This window comes from Bosea sp. (in: a-proteobacteria) (genome assembly GCF_023953965.1).
Lineage (GTDB): Bacteria > Pseudomonadota > Alphaproteobacteria > Rhizobiales > Beijerinckiaceae > Allobosea.
On the sequence record NZ_JAMLIX010000001.1, the window covers coordinates 1,567,494 to 1,587,207 of the forward strand.

At 69.8% G+C, this 19,714-nt stretch carries 7 protein-coding genes; 6 read left to right on the plus strand and 1 reads right to left on the minus strand.

Features of this window, described 5'->3' with window-relative positions; genetic code table 11:
- Nucleotides 1-390 precede the first annotated feature (390 nt).
- The 6 genes from M9917_RS07335 (at nucleotide 391) to M9917_RS07360 (ending at nucleotide 17,620) form a co-directional block, all read left to right on the plus strand.
- The gene (locus M9917_RS07335) at nucleotides 391-11,268 is read left to right on the plus strand and encodes a cadherin-like domain-containing protein (protein ID WP_297252278.1); all 10,878 of its coding nucleotides are present in this window, start codon (nucleotides 391-393) and stop codon (nucleotides 11,266-11,268) included.
- Between the two features lie 44 nt (nucleotides 11,269-11,312).
- Nucleotides 11,313-12,863 (plus strand): TolC family protein, encoded by a 1,551-nt coding sequence (locus M9917_RS07340; protein WP_297252280.1) that lies wholly within the window; start codon nucleotides 11,313-11,315, stop codon nucleotides 12,861-12,863.
- Nucleotides 12,864-12,898: 35 nt separating this feature from the next.
- Nucleotides 12,899-13,663 carry an efflux RND transporter periplasmic adaptor subunit gene (locus M9917_RS07345; RefSeq protein WP_297252282.1) on the plus strand — a complete coding sequence of 255 codons (765 nt, stop codon included), beginning with the start codon at nucleotides 12,899-12,901 and terminating at the stop codon, nucleotides 13,661-13,663.
- Entirely contained in the window at nucleotides 13,660-14,991 is a 1,332-nt protein-coding gene (locus M9917_RS07350) for an efflux RND transporter periplasmic adaptor subunit (RefSeq protein ID WP_297252284.1), read from the plus strand. The genes M9917_RS07345 and M9917_RS07350 overlap by 4 nt, the downstream gene beginning before the upstream one ends.
- On the plus strand, nucleotides 14,988-17,165 hold the full coding sequence (locus M9917_RS07355; RefSeq protein ID WP_297252286.1) for a site-2 protease family protein: 2,178 nt from the start codon (nucleotides 14,988-14,990) through the stop codon (nucleotides 17,163-17,165). The genes M9917_RS07350 and M9917_RS07355 overlap by 4 nt, the downstream gene beginning before the upstream one ends.
- A 152-nt stretch (nucleotides 17,166-17,317) precedes the next feature.
- A complete protein-coding gene (locus tag M9917_RS07360; protein ID WP_297252288.1) occupies nucleotides 17,318-17,620 on the plus strand; it encodes a hypothetical protein in 303 nt (100 codons plus the stop codon).
- A 135-nt stretch (nucleotides 17,621-17,755) separates the two neighbouring features.
- Here M9917_RS07360 and M9917_RS07365 read toward each other — a convergent pair whose 3' ends face one another.
- Nucleotides 17,756-19,396 carry a caspase family protein gene (locus M9917_RS07365; protein WP_297252290.1) on the minus strand — a complete coding sequence of 547 codons (1,641 nt, stop codon included), beginning with the start codon at nucleotides 19,394-19,396 and terminating at the stop codon, nucleotides 17,756-17,758.
- Nucleotides 19,397-19,714: the final 318 nt, after the last annotated feature.

The window sequence follows — 19,714 nt, forward strand, 5'->3', positions numbered from 1 at the left end:
CTGGCGATCTTCATGTCCTTTCCGGGCGCGGAGAGGGTGTTTGCGAGTCGCAGCGGCGCCGATTTCGCCAGTGACGTGCTTTAGTTTTCACCTGCACGCATTACGAGAATCTTTATGATTAGGATTGATTACGTTTCAATACTTAAAATTTCCTATATTTTCTGGATAAAACTATTTAAATTTAGTTAATCAACGCAACTTCCATTCTCGAAAGCTTCGATGAACGGAGCGTCAGGCGCCATTCTGGCCAATATTGATCGAATCAGATAACGCGAAAAAACGTGAGGATAGCCCTCGGAGCGCTTTTTATTGTCGACCTTGGTGACTTCATTGCGGACGTCTCGGCTGGTTTCGCTTCCCAGCCTGGCGCTTTTCCTTGAGCCGCGCTTCATGTTTGACGCAGCGGCACCGGCGACGGCCGTGGCGCTTACCGCCGATCATGCCGCCGGGGCGGATGCCGGCAAGGACGCGGCGACCGGCCACGACGCCGCCGAGGCCGCCCAGAAGCTGGCGACCGACGCCGTGGCCGATGTCGGTCCGTTCGGCGCGAAGGCCGAAGCACAACTCATCCGGGCGGATTCGGCCTCGCAGGCGCAGCGCCACGAGATCGTCTTCGTCGATGCGCGCCTGCCGGAGCTGGCGCAGCTCACGCCGGCCGAGGGTGTCGAGATCGTCGTGCTGGATCCCGAGCGGGACGGGCTCGAGCAGGTGAACGCGGCGCTGGCCGGGCGCAGCGGCATCGATGCGGTGCATTTCGTCGGCCATGGCGGGAGCGAGGGGTTTTCGATCGGCCGGACGCTGGTGGACGCGGCGCTGGTCGCGGCGCGCGGGGCGGAGATCGCCGGCTGGAGCGCGGCGCTCAGCGCCGATGCCGACATCATGATCTGGGGCTGCGACGTCGCCGCCGCGCCGGCCGGGCAGGCCCTGCTCGACAGCCTGGCGCTGCTCACCGGCGGGGATATCGCCGCCTCCGACGGCAAGACGGGCTCCGAGGAACGCGGCGGCGACTGGGTGCTGGAGGTCGAGACCGGCGCGATCGAGACCGCGGTTCCGTTCACCGTGGCCTCGCTTTCCGCCTGGAGCCATCTGCTCGCGCCGCCGGTCATCACCGGCGATCTCAGCCTCCAGATGGCCGAGCCCAGCGTGCTCAACCCGGATTTCGGGACGAGCAGCCAGATCAGGCTGGGCGATGTCGGCTGGGGGCTCGCCTTCGGCGTGGCGGATGCCGCCGATCTCGTCACGGTCACCGTCACCGTGGCGGACGACGACATCGGCGCCTTCACCGATACCGCCGGCGGCGGCGTGCCGGCGGGCTCCGCCTGGAGCTTCGCGGGCACGAAGCAGCAGGCCGACGCCTGGCTCAAGGGGCTCGTCTTCACGGCGGCCGATGCCGAGCGCGGCAATGTCATCGCCGCGACGGATGTGACGGTTTCGGTGACGAACGAGGACGACGCCGTCACGGCGAGCCGGACGATGTCGATCCGCGTCACCGCCTCGAACGATCCGACGGTCCTCGCCGATGTCGCGATCGACGTGGACGAGGTCGACCCCGCCGGGAACCCCAGCGTCACGGTCCTCGACGGCACGATGATCCAGCCGCTCGATCCGGAAGTCGCCATCGGGGCGCAGGAAGCGAGCCAGATCGTCTATACGCTCCATACGACGGCAAGCTACGGCTATCTCGCCCTCGGCGGGGTCCGCATCGGGACGGGCTCGACCTTCACCCAGGCGGATGTCGCGGCCGGGCGGCTCACTTACGTCCATACCGTCACGGGGGCGGACCAGAACACGCCGGATTCCTTCGTCGTCCACGTCAATGACGGCGCCACCCCGCTCACCAAATCCGCCGTCACGACGGTCACGCTGAACATTCGGCCGGTCAACCAGGCGCCGGTCGTCTCCGGAACGGGCCCCGTATACGAGGGGCAGCCGCAGAATGCCTCGGGGCCGGGAACCGATCCAGCGCGGGTCGGCGACTACATCGTCGCCAATGGCGGCGGGGACCCGGGCGACGATGCGCTCCTCACCGTCCGTCTCACCTCCCTGCCGGCGGACGGGAAGCTCTGGTTCAAGGGCACGGCCATGATCGGCGACGTCGCGGAGGATATCGACCGCGCGATCACCGCCGCCGACATCCTGGCCGGCTTCAGCTTCGCCTATGCCGATCGACGCGACCTGACCTATTCCCATAACGGCGACGACCAGCCGGACGGGCGCCCGAATCCGTTCGACAGCTTCGGCGTCGAGGTGACCGATGGCGGCGGCGGGGCCGGCGCCGACAAGGCGCTGAAGACATCCGCCACGATCACGCTCAGGGTCCTGCCGGTCAACGACGAGCCGGCATTCGACCCGCTCAGCACCCTCACGGCGACGGTCCCCGATACCGGCTACCAGGTCGTTCTCACGCCCGCCATGCTGAACGTGACCGATCCGGATTCGGCGAACGACAGCCTGTCCTTCGTCATCACCACCGCGCAGTACATGGATCAGGGCCGGCTCTATCTGGCGCCTCCCGGCAATGTCGGGCCTGCGGCCGCCCTGCCGGTCGGCAGCACCTTCACGCTTGCGGACGTCATCGCCGGCCGGGTCTCCTACGTCCAGCAACGCGCCGCCGGGCCGAACGAGACCGACAGCTTCGGTTTCCGGGTCGTCGACAACGGCGTCTCGCTGCATTGGACCGCCGATGGCGAGCCCTATCAGCGCCCGAGCGGCATCTATGAGGCGCCGGGCGACCAGGACAGCGCGCTGCGCGACTTCACCTTCACAATCAATCTGCGCGACACCCCGGCCGGCAATGGCGGAAGCATGCTGGATGATCCGCTGCCCGTGCCGGCCTCCCACAGCAGCACCTATGCCGGCACCAACGCGGCCGGCGTCAGCGTGGGCAGCCTGTCCGAGGGCGGCGCCGTGCTGCTTTATGACGACGATCTGGGCCGCCCCGGCCTGTCCTACGAGGTGCCCGGCGTCGCGCCCGCGCAGATCATCTACACGGTGATGGGGTTCGGCAGCGCCGATGCGGGCTGGCACGGCACGCTGGAGAAGTCCGTCGGCGGCGTCTGGACCGCGATCGACCTTTTGGGAAGCTTCACCCAGGCCGATCTCGACGCCGGGCTGATCCGCTTCGTCCATGACGGCGAGGAGGGCTTCGATTCCAGCGTGACGCTGCGCGCCTCCGCCGGGCTTTACGTCAGCGACGGCCTCGGCGGGCTGACATTGGACGCCTGGACCAGCGATTTCCACTTCTATGCGACGCCGGTGAACGACGCGCCGGAGGGCGGCGGCTCCGCCGAAAACGTCATCAAGGAAGGCGATACGGTCGCGATCACCAGCGGCATGCTGCATTTCAGCGATCCCGACGATGCCGTGAGCGAGACGCATTACGAGACCAGCCCGACGCTGGCGGGCGGCGCCAACTACGCGCTGAACCACGACGCCGCGAACCCGCTGGCCTTCTACATCGACACCCTGCCGCTCCATGGCAGGCTCGAATGGTTCGACACCGCGACGAACGGCTGGAAAACCGTCGACGAGACCACGCTGCTCCAGGCGGACTGGCTCACGGCCTCCGCGGGTACGTCGCGGCTGCGCTATGTCCATGACGGCAGCGAAACCCTGGCGGACGTCTTCAGCGCCCATGCGGTCGACCGCCGGGGAGCGGTTTCGGGTGCCGTCAGCGTCGGCTTCGTCATCACGCCGGTCAACGATCCGCCGGATATCGCGCCCGATCCGAGGCAGCCCGATCCCCCCGGCCCCTGGCCGGGCGGCGGCGGGAACGGGGCGGTCAACGAGCCGCTGACGGTGATCTACGAGGGCTCCTGGCAGAAGATCACGCCCGCTCTCCTCCAGGCGGTCGATCCCGACAGCTCGGCGACGCAGGTCCAGTATTCGATCACCCAGGCGCCGCAGCACGGGCGCATCGCCTATTCGACCGACGGCATCCATTTCACCTCGCTGGGGTCGGGCTCCTCCTTCACCCAAGCCGATGTGGCCGCCGGCTTCATCTACTACCAGCACGGCGGCGACGAGCCGGGCGGCGCGAGCTATCCCGACACGCCGGACGACAAATTCGTCTTCACCCTCTCGGACGGCTCCGCCGAGGTGAGGGGGCGCGAGTTCTGGATCTATGTCCAGCCGACCAACGACGCGCCGGTCGTCACGGCGCCTGCGGGGCCGGTCAATTCGACCGACACGGTGATCGCGCTTCCCGGCTTCAGCCTGCACGATCCCGATCTCGCGGATGGGGTGGGCGCCAAGGAGACGGATTTCCTCCAGGTCACCGTCCGGCTGCTCGACAGAAACGGCGTGCCGCTGACGGCCGCCAACTACACCGACATGGGCATCACGATCGCCGTCGCGGGCGACGACCTCGACCTGGACGGCACGATCGACGTCACGACGAGCGGCGCCATCGTCGACGATACCGCGCACGGCGCCGGCCGCATCCTGGTGCTGCGCGGCACGCAGGCGCAGCTCAACGCAGCGCTGGCGACGCTGACCGTCGGCTTCGCCACCGACCGCAACGAGATCTACCGGGTGCAGGTGATCGCCGACGACCGCCTGCGCGATCAGGCGGGCGCCCTTCTCGATGTCGATCCGGTCGCGGCGGGCGACAATGTCGGTGGCAATGGCGGCGGGACCTTCAACCAGCCGGCGGTGCCCTATATCGGCCTGCCGCAATCCGTCTCGGATTACGACGGCTTCGACTGGTATCTGCATCCCGTCCCGACCGCCTCGCACGTCAACCCGGCGATCGCGGCGCTCGTCGGCAACATCGGCGCGGCGGATGTCTTGATCCGCGCCTCGCGCGTCAACGACCCGGCGGTGCTGACCGGCGCCGGCGCCGCCACCACCTATGAAGATCAGGCGACCCTGATCGGTCCGCAGATCGCCTTCACCATCACCGATGCCGAATCGGCGGCATTCGGGACCCCGGTCTCGGTGACGTTGAGCGTGCCCTTCGGCACCCTTTCGCTCGATCCCGTCCCGGACGGGCTGAACCTCACCGTGACCGGCGCCGGCACCGGCACGATGGTCGTCACCGGCACCGCGGCCGATATCCGGGCCGGCCTCAACGCGGCCCTGCGCTACCAGTCGGCGAGCGACCAGAATCACGACATGAACGGCGCAGACCCCGGCGACGTGACGCTGACGGTCAGCTTCGACGATACGGGCTCCAATATCGGCAGCGGCGGCGCCTCCGCCAATCCGCCCCCGCTCGCGATCGCCTTGACCATCGTCCCGGTCAACGATGCGCCGACGGTTTCCGCCCCTGCGGATACCCTCGTCGTCAGCGTGGAGACCCCGGTCACCGGCATCTCCGTCGCGGACAGGGACATCGCTGGCGACGGCGGCGGGATCGCCGATGGCGAGGCCGACTTCATCCAGGTGACGATCCGCCTGATCGCGCTCGACACCGCCACGCCGCTGAGCGCGGCCGCCCATGTCGACGTCGTCTTCTCCTCGTCCTCCGCCCCACTGGAAGGCCCGGATTTCGAGGTGGACAATACCTATGACGGCACGAACAGGGCCCTGGTCATCCGCGGCACGCTCGCCGAGGTCAACGCCTATCTCGCCGGGCTGAGGGTCGGTCTGTCAGGCGCTCTGGCGAACCAGGATCAGGGCCTGCGCATCGAGATCGTCGCTGACGACCGGCAGCGCGACGTGGGGTCGGGCGTGCTTGTCGGCACCGCTGCGAATGGCGGCGGCAACGCCGAGGCCACCGGCGGGGTCACGGCCGTGCCGGGCGCCGAGGTCGATCCCTATCTCGCGGTTCCCGGCGGGCTGCCGCGGAACGTCGCCAGCGCGACCAGGACGATCTTCCCCACCTCGCTCAACGACCCGCCCGAGATCCACGTCACCCTGCCGGCGCCGATGCCTTCCGAGGGCGCCGCGACAGTGCGGCTGAGCGGGATCGCGATCAGCGATCCCGACGCCCTGCCTGCGGATTTCCTCACCGCCCGCATCGAGGTTTCGCCGAACGTCGCCATCTCCGGCCACACGCTTCCCGCCGGCAGCACCCTCGTCGGTACCGACGCCACGTCCAGGACGATCAGCGGCACGCTCGCCCAGATCAACGCCTTCGCGAACAGCATCATCGTTCAGTACCCCGATACCGCGGGAACGCCGGATAGTGCGGACTGGAACGGCTCCTTCACCGTCACCGTCACCGTTTCCGACGAAGGCAAGCATGGCGGCAGGCCGCCATCCCTGACGGACGATACCAACGATCCCGCCGCCGACCCGGGCGATTTCGCCTATGCCGACGGGGTCAGCGCCGAGCTGGTCACGACCCGGACCTTCACCATCACGGTGGCTCCGGTCAACGACGCGCCGGTGGTCGTGCCCGTCGGCGGCTCGACCATCGTCAGCCTGAGCGAGACCGAGGACACCAGCGGCACGGCGCGCACCGTCGCCACCCTGTTCGGGGCCTATTTCGACGATTCGCGCGACGCGATCCCCGGCGGATCGAGCGCCGACAGCTTCGCCGGCGTGATGGTGGTCGGGCTCAGCCCGAACCCCGCCCAGGGGAGCTGGCAGTATTATAACGGCGCGAGCTGGGTCGATATCGGCGCGCGCGCGCTGACGAACGCGCTTTATCTCGACGCCGGCGCGCAGATCCGTTTCGCGCCCGCCGCCGATTTCCACGGCACGCCGGAGAGGCTGACCGTCCGCCTGGCGGAAACCCAGGCCAGCCCGCCGGCGACGGGCGCCGTGCGAAACCTGTCGGCGGCGAACGCCACGGGCGGGACGTCGCACTACAGCGCCGGCGCGGTCGTCCTCGAGACGACGGTCGCCAACGTCAACGACAAGCCGGGCCTCGGCCCGGGCGACCTCACCGCGGTCAACGAGGATGAGGCCAACCCGGCCGGCGAGACCGTCTCCGTCCTGTTCGGCGCGCTCTATTCGGACGCGACCGACGACCGCAGCGGCATTGCGGGCGGCGGCGACGCCAAGACGCCGTTCGGAGGCATCGCCATCACCGGGAACGCGGCGAATCCCGCCACTGAGGGACGCTGGCAATATTCGCTGGATGGCACGGTCTGGAGCTATGTCGCGACCGATGTCGGCGACGGCAACGCCCTGCTCCTGCCCACGAGCGCGATGCTGCGCTTCGTCCCGGTCGCCGATTACAACGGCGTGCCGGGCGGTTTGACGGTGCGCGGCTCGGACGCGACGGTGGGCTTCGCCGGCGGCGTCGATCTCTCCGGCGCCTTGGGGCAGACCGGGCAATGGTCGGACGCGACGACGCTGGATACCCGGGTCCTCCCGCGCAACGACGCGCCGGTGCTCACCGGCACGGCGGCCGATCCGATCATTACCGAGAACAATGAAACCGGCACCGGCAGCAGCCTGCCGCCGACCTTGCTGTTCGAGACTGGAACGGTCACCCTCTCCGATCTCGACCTGACCACGACACCCGGGCTGAGCGCCGGCGTCTTCGGCGCCGGCGAGATCGAATTGTCGTTGGGCGCGACTTATCTCACGGGCGACCGGCTCGGCATCGCCGCAGGCTTCACCCTGCCCCCCGGCATCGCCATCGATCCCGATCCCGCCAGGAACGGCTCCGCTGGGACCCTGGTGATCCGGCTCGCCGCCGGCACGACGCTCGCCGATGTCACCGCGGTGATCGAGCACCTCACCTATGCCAGCAGCAGCGACAACCCGACCGATTTCGGCGCCAGGACGACGCGCAGCTACACGCTCGTCGTCCGCGACGGCGACAACCGCGACGCGCAGGGCGACACCGCCGGCGGTCCGGGCTCTCTGGCCTCGGCGCCGCTGCAGGGGGCGATCACGATCGTCGCGACGAACGACCCGCCGATCGCGGAGAACAACGAAAGGACGATCGTCGAGGACACCGCCTCCGTCGCGGGCAACGTCATCACCGATCCGTCGCCGTCGCCGGCCAATGCGCTCGACCGCGACCCCGATACGCGGGTCGCGGATCTCCGCATCAGCGCCGTCGCCTTCGGGGGCACGGCCGGGGCGGTCGGCAGCGCGCTCGACGGAACCTATGGCAGGCTGACGCTGAACGCGAACGGCAGCTATGTCTACCTGCTCGACAATACCGATCCGCGGGTCAATGCCCTGCGCGCCGGGGACGAGCTCGTCGAGCTGTTCACCTACACGCTGAGCGATGGCGACAAGACCGACGACGCCACGCTGCGGATCACCATCCAGGGCCGGACGGACGGCGTGCCGGCGATCGGGCCGGTGGACCTGAACGGCGGCGCGACCGGCCAGAACACGGTGAGCGAGGCCGGTCTCGGCGATCCCGGCGACGCCAGCGAGACCACCAGCGGGACGGTGACGGTGACGGCGCTGGACGGGCTCGCCTCGATCGCGGTCGGCGGCACGACGCTCAACCTGACGCAGCTCGGCGCGCTCGGCGGCGCGCCGGTCACGGTGACGACGCCGAAGGGCGTGCTGACGCTCACCGGCTTCACGCCCGGCACGACGGTGGGCGGGGTGCCGACCACCGGCACGCTGAGCTACAGCTACACGCTGACCACGGCGCAGGATCACAGTGGCGGCGAGGTCAGCGATCCCTTCGCGCTCAGGGTCACGGATGCGGGTGGCGGCACGAGCACGGGCACGCTGACCATCCTCATCGCCGACGACGCGCCGCAGGCGCGCAACGACGCGACCTCCGTCCAGGAGGACGGGCCGGCTGCGACCGGCAATGTCTTCGGCGGCGGGGGGGCCGGCGATGCCGCCGACGATATCGGCAGCGACGGGCCGGCGGCCGGCGGGCCCGTGACCGGCGTCAGATTCGGCGGGACGGCCGGGACGGTCGGCAGCGCGCTCGACGGAACCTACGGCGCGCTGACGCTGAACGCGAACGGCAGCTACAGCTACGCGCTCGACAACGCCGACCCCCGGGTCAACGCCCTGCGCACCGGCCAGACGCTGACGGAGGTGTTCACCTACCGGATCGCCGACAAGGACGGCAGCACAGCCGAGGCGACGCTGACGATCACGATCGAGGGCCGCAAGGACGGCTTGCCGGCGATCGGGCCGGTGGACCTGAACGGCGGCGCGACCGGCCAGAACACGGTGAGCGAGCGCGGCCTGAACGACGCGGGCGATCCCAGCGAGACCACGGCCGGGACGGTCACGCTGACGGCGCCGGACGGGCTCGCCTCGATCTCGGTCGGCGGCACGACGCTGAACCTGACGCAGCTCGGCGCGCTCGGCGGCGCGCCGGTCACGGTGACGACGCCGAAGGGCGTGCTGACGCTCACCGCCTTCGCGCCGGGGACGACGGTGGGCGGGGTGCCGACGTCCGGCACGCTGAGCTACAGCTACACGCTGACCACGGCGCAGGATCACAGTGGCGGCGAGGTCAGCGACGCCTTCCTGCTCGGGGTAACGGATGCCGGGGGCGATACCAGCGCGGGCACGCTGACCATCCTGATCACCGACGATGCGCCGCGCCCGCTCAATGATGCCGCGACGATCACGGAGGATGCGGCCCTCGACACGGTGAGCGGCAACGTCTTCGCCAATGGGGGCGCCGGCGACGTCGCGGACAATATCGGCAATGACGGGCCGGCGGCCGGCGGACCGGTGACGGGCGTCTGGTCGCAGACCGCGCCCGGGGTCGGGACGGTCGGGAGCACGCTCGCCGGCGCCTACGGCACGCTGAAGCTGAATGCGGACGGCAGCTACGACTACCGGCTCGACAACGGCAACGCCGCCGTCAACGCCCTGAACGACACCCAGACGCTGGCGGATGTCTTCCGCTACGAGGTGACCGACAGCGACGGCAGCACCGCCGAAGCGACGCTGACGATCACGATCCGCGGCACGACCGACGGCGCGGCGACGATCGTGCCGGTGGATGCGAACGGTTCGGCGACCGGCGAGAACACGGTGGGCGAACGCGGCCTCGGCGATCCCGGCGACGGCAGCGAGACCACGACGGGGACGGTGACGGTGACGGCGCCGGACGGGCTCGTCTCGGTGACGGTCGGCGGCACGACGATCACGCTGGACTCGCTGCGGGAGCTGGATACGACACCGGTCACGGTGAAGACGCCGATGGGCGTGCTCACGATCACCGGCTTCACGCCGGGCACGATCGTGGGCGGGGTGCCGACCTCCGGCACGCTGGCATACCGCTACACGCTGACCGGCGCCCAGGACCATGGCGGCGGCGAGGTCAGCGAATCCATTCTGCTCACGGTGACGGATGCGGGCGGCGGCACGGGCACGGGCACGCTGACCATCCTCATCGCCGACGACGCGCCGCAGGCGCGCGACGATGCCGCCGCGATCACCCGGGGCGGCCCCGCCGATACGGTGACGGGCAACGTCGTCACCACCGGCCCCGGCGCCGACCGCCCCGGCGCGGACGGCGTGAGCGTGACGCGGGTCGCCTTCGATACGAAGACGGGCACGGTGGGCAGCCCGCTCGCAGGCCGCTACGGCGAGCTGACGCTGAACGCGGACGGCAGCTACAGCTACCGCCTCGACAACGCCAATCCGCGGGTCGAGGCCCTGCTGGACGGGGAAACGCTGACGGAGGTGTTCAGCTACCGGATCACCGATGCGGACGGCAACCAATCGACCGCGACGCTGACCATCACCATCGCCGGCAAGACGGAGATCTTTCCCGGCGTGCCCGGCTGGCCGCGCGGCTGGCCGGCGAGCGCGGCCTATGTCGAGACCGGGGTGATCTCCCATCTCGAAGGGCAGCCCTACGACCGTTACGTCACCTTCCTGCAAACCGTCTCGCAGCAGGTGGTGTTCCGCAGCTGGGCCGGCACGACCGGTCCCCTGCTCTACGAGGCGACGCTGGGCATCGGCCAGCCGCTGCCGTCCTGGATCAGCTTCGAGCCGACGACGCAGACCGTCACCGCCCGTCCGACGCCGGATGTCCCGCCGGGAATCTATGTCGTGCGCGTGATCGCCCGCGACGCCAACGGCAATTACGCCGAATCGTCGGTGTCCTTCCGGGTGCTGCGCGATATCGCCGAAAGCCTGCGGCTGCTGCGCAGCAGCGTTCCCGCCATCGCCTCGCCCGATATGGGCCCCGCGCCGATCGAGCTGCCTCCCGCCGATCCGCCGCCGCAGCGCGAGGCACCCGCCGACGAGGTTGCGCCCGAGCCGGATGGCGGCGGCACCGCGCCTTCCGCGCCGGAGGCGCCGCGCCCGGCGAAATCGCTCACCCAGGCCCTGATCCAGGCCGGCGCCGTCGGCCAGCTTCTCGAGGCGGCGAAGCTTCTGGAAGCCCTGACGCCCGAGCCTGCGCCGAAACCATGACGATGACCCGATTGCCCCGCACCCAACGTGCACCAGAGACCCCAATGCGCCCGATCCTCGCCTGCGTCCTCATCTGCCTCGGGCTCATGGCCTGCACGATCCAGCCGGAGCCCTTCACCCAGGCCGAGAACGAGGCGCGCGCCGCCGCCGATCTCGCCGCCATCGATGTGAACGGCCTGCCGCCGAACCGCCCGATCACGCTGGCCGAGGCGCAGGCGCGGGCGATCAGCTACAATCTCGATACGCGGCTGCAGATGTTCAACTCGGCCCTGCAGCGCGAGCAGCTCGACCTGACCAAGCTCGACATGCTGCCGAACCTGACCGCCAATGCCGGCTATGCCGGGCGCGACAAGAGCCTCGTCTCCTCGAGCGCGAGCTACCGCAACGGCATCGTGCAGCCGTCGAATTTCGAGACAACCTCGGTCGACCGCGAGCGCCGCTTCGCCGACCTGACCCTGTCCTGGAACGTCATCGATTTCGGCTTGAGCTATCTCCAGGCCAAGCAGCAGGCCGACCGGGTCAACATCGCCGAGGAACAGCGCCGCCGCGTCGTCGCCAACGTCTTCCAGCAGGTCCGCAACGCCTATTGGAGCGCGGTCGCCGCCGACCGGATGCGGCCGGAGCTGCGCCGGGTCATGGCCGAGGCGCGCCGTGCCCAGGCGGCGTCCCGCCAGATGGAGGCCGAGCGCGAGCAGAAGCCCGAGCAGGCGCTGCGCTATCAGCGCGACCTGCTCGAGCTGATCCAGGAACTGGAATCGGTCGACGACCAGCTCGCCATCGCCAGGGTGCAGCTTGCCCAGCTCATGGGCCTGAGGCCCGGCACGCCCTTCAGGCTCGCCGTCCCGGCGACGCCGCCCCGGCTCGGCAATCTCGGGCTGAGCCTCGACCAGATGGAGCGCGTCGCGCTGGTCAACCGCTCGGAGCTGCGCGAGGACGGGTACAACGCCCGCATCGTCCAGACCGAAGGCCACCGCGCCCTGCTCAGGCTGGTGCCGGGCGTGACGCTGCTCGGCTCGCTGAACTACGATTCGAACAGCTACCTGCTCTACAACAACTGGCAGGAAGGCGGCGTGCGGATCGCGGCGAACCTGATCCGCATCGTCACCAACTATCCCAAGATCGCCGCGCTGAACGAGGTCCAGTCCGAGATCTCGGAGACGCGCCGCCTGGCCACGACCATGGCCGTGCTGGCGCAGGTGCAGGTCTCGGCGCAGCAATACCAGATCGCCCGCAAGAACTACGAGCGGCTGGGCTCGATCTCGCTGATCAACCGGCGCATCGCGCAATTGTCGCATGACGGCCAGGAGGCGCAGACCACGCCCGAGCTCGACGCCATCCGCGAGAAGGCCGCCGCCGCGCTGACCGAGCTGCGCCGGCAGCGGGCCTATGCCGATCTGCAGAACGCCCATGCCGGCATCCTCGTCAGCCTCGGCCTCGATCCGGTTCCCGCCGAGGCCTACGGCCAGGATCTCGGCGCGCTGACCGCCGAGATCAGCCGCCGCAACGAGGAATGGCGCACCGGCCGGGTCGCGATCCCGCGCCTCGACGAGACGCCGCGCCCGGCGACGACGAAGGTCGCGGCCAACACGCCTTGAGCGGAGCCTTCACGCAGGAAACGGAAGGAGCGGGCATGGGAGGACGGACAGGCCGGGCATCGCTCCTCCTCGCGCAGGCGTGCGCCGCGCTCCTGCTGCTGGCCGCGGAAGCCGCCGCGACCGAGGCCGCGCCGGAGGTGCGCGTCCAGCTCACGGCGCGCCGCGCCACCATCCTGTCGAGCGAGATCGCCGGCAGGGTCGCCGCCTTGCCGCTGCGCGAGGGCGAGGCTTTCGTCGAGGGGCAGGAGATCGTGGCGCTCGACTGCGATTCCTATCAGGCCCGCCTCAGGCTCGCCGACGCCAAGGCCAGCGCCGCCGAGCGCAAGCTGGAGGCCGTGCGCCTGCTCGACCAGCGCAAGGCGGTGGGAAAGATCGATCTCGACCTCGCGACGATCGAGCTCGACGCCTCCCAGGCCGAGCGGGACCTCGCGGCCAAGGACGTCAGCCGCTGCAGCTTGCGCGCGCCGTTTGGCGGGCGCATCGCCGAATTGCGGGTGAAGCGCCATCAATACGTCACCACCGGCGAGCCGCTGCTCGATATCCTCGACGAGCGCGAGCTGGAGGTCGAGCTTCTGGTGCCGTCGCGCTGGGTGTCCTGGCTGAGCGCCGGGACGCCCTTCACCATGCGCATCGAGGAGCTTCAGCGCGATTATCCGGCCAGGGTGACCCGGATCGTGCCGCGCATCGATCCGGTCAGCCAGACCGTGAAGCTCTATGGCGTCCCGCTCGGCGAGCATCCCGAGCTGGTCGCAGGCATGAGCGGGGTCGCCCGTCTGGCGGCGCCCGCCGCCGCGCCATGAACGCCCCGGTCTCTCCCCCGCCGCTGCTTCGGCTCTCCCTGCTGCTCCAGCTCGAAAAGCGGGCGCGGGCGGCGACGCGCGACGAGCTCGCCTTCCTGATCGCCAACGAGACCTTTTCGCTCGTGCCCTACCGGCAGGCGTTACTCTGGCGCGGCGCTCCCCATCGGCGCGTGACGGCCGTCTCCGGCCTCTCCGCGATCGACCGCAACGCGCCGATGATCACCTGGCTCAATGCGCTGTTTTCCGGTTTCGCGCGCGCGGCCGAGGCCGGCGCCCGGACGCTGGATGTGGCGGACGCTCCGGCTTCGCTTCGCGAAAGCTGGGCGGACTGGCTGCCCGCGCGGCTGATCTGGCTGCCGCTCGGCCATGGCGGCGATGTCCTCGTCCTCGCGCGGGAGCACGATATCGAAGAGGGCGAGCGGCAATTGCTCGGCTTCCTCTGCGATGCCTATGGGCATGCCCTGGCGGCGCAGGAGCGGCGCGGCGCGGGAGCCCGCGCGCTGCGCTTCGCGCTCGGCCGGCGGCGCCTGATCGGCCTCGGGCTTGCGGGGCTTGCCGTGCTCCTCGCCTTCCTGCCGGTCCCGCAGACGGCGCTGGCGCCGGCGGAGATCGTGCCGCGCGATCCCGTTCTCGTCCGTGCCCCGCTCGAAGGGGTGGTCGACCGGATCGCGGTGAAGCCCAACCAGCAGGTCGCCGAGGGCGATCTCCTGTTCAATCTCGACGATCGCCGGCTGAGGAGCCAGCTCGACGTCGCCGGCGGCACGCTCCAGGCGGCCGAGCTCGAGCTCAGGCAGGCGCGCCAGCTCGCCGTCGTCGACCAGAAGGTGCGCTCGACCCTGCCGCTGCTCCAGGGCAAGTACGATCAGCAGGCGGCCGAGATCGCCTATCTGCGCCAGCAGCTCGCCCGCATCCAGGTGCGCGCGCCGCGGGCCGGCGTCGTCGTCCTCGACGATCCCAACGAGTGGCTCGGGCGTCCCGTCGCCATCGGCGAGAAGGTGATGCTCGTCGCCGACCCGGCCCATGTCGAGGTCCAGGCCAGGCTCTCGGTCGCCGACGCCATCCGGCTTGCGCCTTCCGCGCCGCTGCGGCTCTTCCTGAACATCGCGCCCGAGCGGCCGCTCGACGCGGTGCTGACCCAATCCTCCTATCAGGCGACGCAGGGGCCGGACGGCATCCTGAGCTACCGCCTGAAAGCCCGGCTCGACGGCGGCGAGGTGCCGCGCATCGGCCTGAAGGGAACGGCGCGGGTCTATGGCGAGCATGTGCCGCTGGCCTATGCGCTGTTCCGCCGCCCCTTCGCCGCGCTCAGGCAATGGACCGGGCTGTGAGCGCGGCCGCCCTGCCGCTGCCGCTCGGCTCCGGGGTGGCGCCGGCGGTCCCCGGATCACCCGCGCCGGAGACGCCGCTGCCGCCGCTGCGCGAGGAGATCGAGCTCATCCCCGGCCCGACGCTCAGTGGCGGCGCGCCGAGCTGGACGCTCTCCGACCCGGCCCGCAACCGCTTCTTCCGGATCGGCTGGACGGAATTCGAGATCCTCTGCCGCTGGCGCCTCGGCCGCCCGCAGGAGATCGTCCGCAGGGTCAATGCCGAGACGGCGCTGACGATTAGTCCGGAGGATGTCGAGGCGTTCCTGACCTTCCTCGACCGGGCCGAGCTTCTGCGCCGCAGCGGCCCGGCCGACACCGGCAAGCTCGCGGCCCGCCGCGTAGCCGGGCGCCGGGGCCCGCTCAACTGGCTCCTGCATCACTACCTGTTCATGCGCATTCCGCTGCTGCGGCCCGAACCCATGCTCAGGGCGCTGCTGCCGGCTTTATCCTTCCTTTATGGCTGGACCTTCCTCGCCGTCACCCTGGCGGCGGGCGTCACGGGGCTCGTCCTGGTCATGCGGCAATGGGACGGCTTCGTCTCGGCGCTGCCCTGGTTCTTCTCGCTGGAGGGGGCGGCGCTGGCGGGGCTTGCCCTGTTCTGCTCCAAGGCGCTGCACGAGCTCGGCCATGGGCTGACCGCGGTGCGCCATGGCTGCCGCGTCCCGACGATGGGCATCGCCTTCCTGGTGCTGGCGCCGGTGCTCTATACCGACACCAGCGCGGCCTGGACGCTGCGCGAGCGCCGGCGGCGGTTGGCGATCGGGGCCGCCGGCGTCGCCTTCGAGCTGGCTCTCGCCGCCTATGCGCTGCTGCTCTGGACCGTGCTGCCGGACGGCGCGCTGCGCAGCGCCGTCTATGTCTGGGCGACGACGACCTGGCTGCTCACGCTCGTCATCAACATCTCGCCCTTCATGCGCTTCGACGGCTATTACCTGCTCTGCGATCTGGTCGAGATCCCCAATCTGCAGGAACGCGCCTTCGCCCTGACGCGCTATCTGATCCGCCGCCTGCTCTTCGCCTTCGACGAGGAGCCGCCCGAATACTGGCCGCCGCGCACGCGCGTCTTCCTGGTGGCCTATGCGATCGGAACCTGGACCTATCGCTTCGTCCTGTTCCTCGGCATCGCGCTTCTCGTCTATCACATGTTCTTCAAGGCGCTCGGCCTCGTGCTGTTCGCCGTCGAGATCTGGTATTTCATCATGCGCCCGGTCGTGCTCGAACTCGGGGAATGGGCCCGGCGCCTCACCCGGGAGAAGCCGACGCGGCGCGGGCTTTTCACCTGCGCCGTCCTCGCCGCGCTCGGCATCTCCCTGTTCCTGCCCTGGCCGACCTCGCTGCACCTGCCGGCGGTGCTCGCGGCGCGGGAGCGCACGCAGCTCTATCTGCCGGCGGCGGCGCGGGTGCAGGCCGTCCATGTCCGCGTCGGCGAGGATGTCGCGGCTGGGCAGCCGGTCGTCAGCTTCGAATCGCCGGATCTCGCCTTCAGGCTCGCCCAGGCCGGGCGCAACGCGGCAAGCCTCGCAGCCCAGCTCCAGGCGGCGGAGCCGGGGGCGGGCGATCCGGCGCGGGCGGCGGTCCTGGTGCAGCGGCTCGCCGCCGCCCGCGCGGAGATCGCGGCGCTGCGCCAGGAAACGGAGCGGCTGGTGATCCGGGCGCCCTTCGCCGGCACCGTGATGGAGCTCGCCGAGCCGCTGAGCATCGGCGAATGGCTCAAGGCGGGGGAGGCCGTGGCCTATCTCGTCGATGCCGCGACGGTGAAGGTCGACGCCTATGTCGAGGAAGCGCATCTGAGCCGGATCGTGCCCGGAGCCGAGGGCAGCTTCGTTCCGGCCGATCTTGCGCTGGAACGGATGCCGATCCGCGTCGCCGCGATCGACGAGATGGCGACGCGCAACCTGCCCGACCGGGAGCTCGCCTCGCCGCATGGCGGCGCGATCGCCGCCCGCCAGGACGAGAACCGGCAGATCATCCCCGAGATCCCGGTCTACCGCGTCGAGATCGCCACGCTTTCCGAGCCACGCGAGACGCATCCGGTGATCGGGACGGCCATCGTCGCGGGCAAGCCGGTGCGCCCCTGGCGGCTCGTCGCCAACCTCGTCCTGAGGGTCCTGTACCGGGAGGGGACGTTCGACTGAGCGCTGCCCCGGCAGCCCGCGATCGCGGCGGGCCGGCCGCCTGCGATTGACTTTCGGGCTCGACGGCTTATCTCTTCGATATCCGACTATGCCGCATTCGAGCGGGTGGCGTTCTCAATTTCCGCGCCGCGCGCGGATGATCGGTGCTCAAGGTGAAACCGACAGTCGAAGCGTACACGGTTGCGATGCCGTGGTACGAGCGCGATGATTTCACCGTGCTGTGGGAGCTCGCACACGACCGCGAGCAGATGCCCTCGGATTACGAGACCTGGCATAGCAATGCCGTGGCGGTGATGAACGCCTGGCTCGCGCGGGGGCGGGCGCTGGAGATCGTCACGATCAAGCCGGCGGAATTTCTGGCCTGGCTCAAGGAGACCGGGCTGCCGAACACGGCCGAGACACGCCGGCGCTATGTCGAGCTGCGCGCCACGAACCATTGTCACGACGTCGCGTGAACCGCGCGGCCCGCTCCCTTGTAGGGGGCGTGCCCCGGACAGCATCGTCGCCGTCATTCCGGGGCTTCGCGTGAGCCGGAGAACCCGGAATGACGGCGGTGGGCGCAAAGCCGCTGCGATCAAGCTCCGTCCGGCTCAGCGGCGGAAGCCGCCGCCGATCACGCCGCCGATCGCGCCGCCGACGATGGTGCCGAAGATCGCGGCGCCCGCGCTGTTGCCGGCGTCGCCGCCCTGCGTCCGGACCCGACCCTGATAGCCGCTGGCGGTGGTGCCGCGGCGCGGCGTGGTCGAGCCCTGATAGGTCTCGCCGCGCTCGCGGGCGAGGTCGCGCCGGTACATCTCGTCGCCTTCATAGCTGGTGACGTTGCGGGTGTTGCCCTTGCGCTCGGCCGTCTTGCCCTTCTTCTCGGCCGCGGCCTTCTCCGCGGTAAGCACCGCCTGATAGGCCGCCTCGCTCTGGGCACGCAGCGCGCTCACCTGCATCGCGGTCAGGAAGCCCGTCTCCGGGATGGCGCGCGACTTCTGCCAGTCCTGGATCGCCTTGCGCTGGCTCGGCCCGAAATTGGCCGCCGCCTTGCCCGGCTGGAAGCCGCTGAGGCGCAGGCGCGTCTGGAGCTCGCGCCGGTCATTGGCCGAAAGCTTCATCGCCGTTTCCGTCTGCGCCGTGCCGATCTCCTTCTTCAGCGCCTCCTCGGTGACGCCGGGCGGCGTCGTCAGGAAGCCGGCCTCGGGCTTGGCCGCCTCGAGGCTGGCGAGACGGTTGCGGGCGAAGGTGGCGAACTGGCCCGAGGGGAAGGCGTCGAGATAGGCGCGGTAATCGGCGGCCGAATTGCCGCGCTCGGCCACTTCCCAGGTCTTCACGTCGAGCCCGGTGCGGTCGACCGAGGGCACGACCGGCATCGCCGGCATGGGCACGGCGGCGTCGATGGCCTTGGTCGCGGTCGCGCTCGGATCGACGGCGGCGAGCTTCAGCGTCGGGTTGAGCTTGAACTCGCCGATGATCGAGGAGTTGGTCCAGGGCTTCTGCTTCTTGCCGGTCGCTTCCCAGACATCGGCGCGCACGCGGTCCATCACGGTGGTGATCGACACCTCCGGCGTCTCGATATGCTTGAGCAGCGCGCTGGTGAAGGGGCTGTTGCCGTCGCGCTCGCCGTCGAGCGCGGTCGCGCGCGGATCGGTGGCGAAGGCGATCAGGATGCCTGAGGCCGACTGCGTCTCGATCGCGGTCAGGCCGCGGGTGACGGCGCGCGACTTCGCCGCGAGCTGGTTGGCGAAGGGATTGTCGCGGCAGGCGTCGAGGATGACGATGTTGACGCGCTCGTCGCGCTGCATCTGGCGCAGCACGAGCTGGACGTTCACCGCCCTGAAGTCGAGATCGGCTTCCGAGCGCAGCGAGGCGTCGACGGGAATGAGATAGTTCTCGTCGCCGACGGCGATGCCGTGGCCGGCATAATAGACCAGACCCGCCTTGGCGCCGTCGAGCTTCTGCGCGAATTCGCGCACGATGCCCGTCATCTCGTCCATCTTGAGGTCGTAGCCCTCGACGACGTCGAAGCCCAGCCGCTTCAGCGCGGCCGAGACGCCGCCGGCGTCACGCCGCGGGTTGGCGAGCGGCGGCACAGCCGTATAGGCGCTGTTGCCGATGACAAGCGCGACCCGCCGCTCGGCGGGCACGGCCGCCAAGCCCGGCGCCGCCAGCGCCACGGCGCCGAGAACCAGCGCAAAGGCGGCGGCCAGTCGGGCACGGAACCCCGGAACCAGAGACGCGAAGTTCACGACAACCTCCCCAATTCAGCAATCGGCCGCACCCCGCAACGGTCGGCGCAGCGCGAGATCAAAAAAACAGGCGGTCATACGGGACGAAAGCAAGCCCCTGTTTTTACCGCAACATGTCCCGCTGGTAAACTGGGACATCTCTTGGTCGCGCGAGCCGCGGCGCCGGTTCAAACCCGCCTGTCGCAGGCCCTCCGGCAGCCTCGCGCGACCGCGCCGGGACGCGCATCCTCCAAAATAGCATGAAACGAAAGACATAAGACGAAGGGATGATGGCGCGTAGCCCAAGACCGCTTTCAACATGTCGAGCGTTGACTTATG

Excerpts from the sequence above, each read along its gene's own strand:
- M9917_RS07335 (WP_297252278.1), top strand. The coding sequence starts at position 391 with ATGTTTGACGCAGCGGCACCGGCGACGGCCGTGGCGCTTACCGCCGAT.
- M9917_RS07340 (WP_297252280.1), top strand. The coding sequence starts at position 11,313 with ATGCGCCCGATCCTCGCCTGCGTCCTCATCTGCCTCGGGCTCATGGCC.
- M9917_RS07345 (WP_297252282.1), top strand. The coding sequence starts at position 12,899 with ATGGGAGGACGGACAGGCCGGGCATCGCTCCTCCTCGCGCAGGCGTGC.
- M9917_RS07350 (WP_297252284.1), top strand. The coding sequence starts at position 13,660 with ATGAACGCCCCGGTCTCTCCCCCGCCGCTGCTTCGGCTCTCCCTGCTG.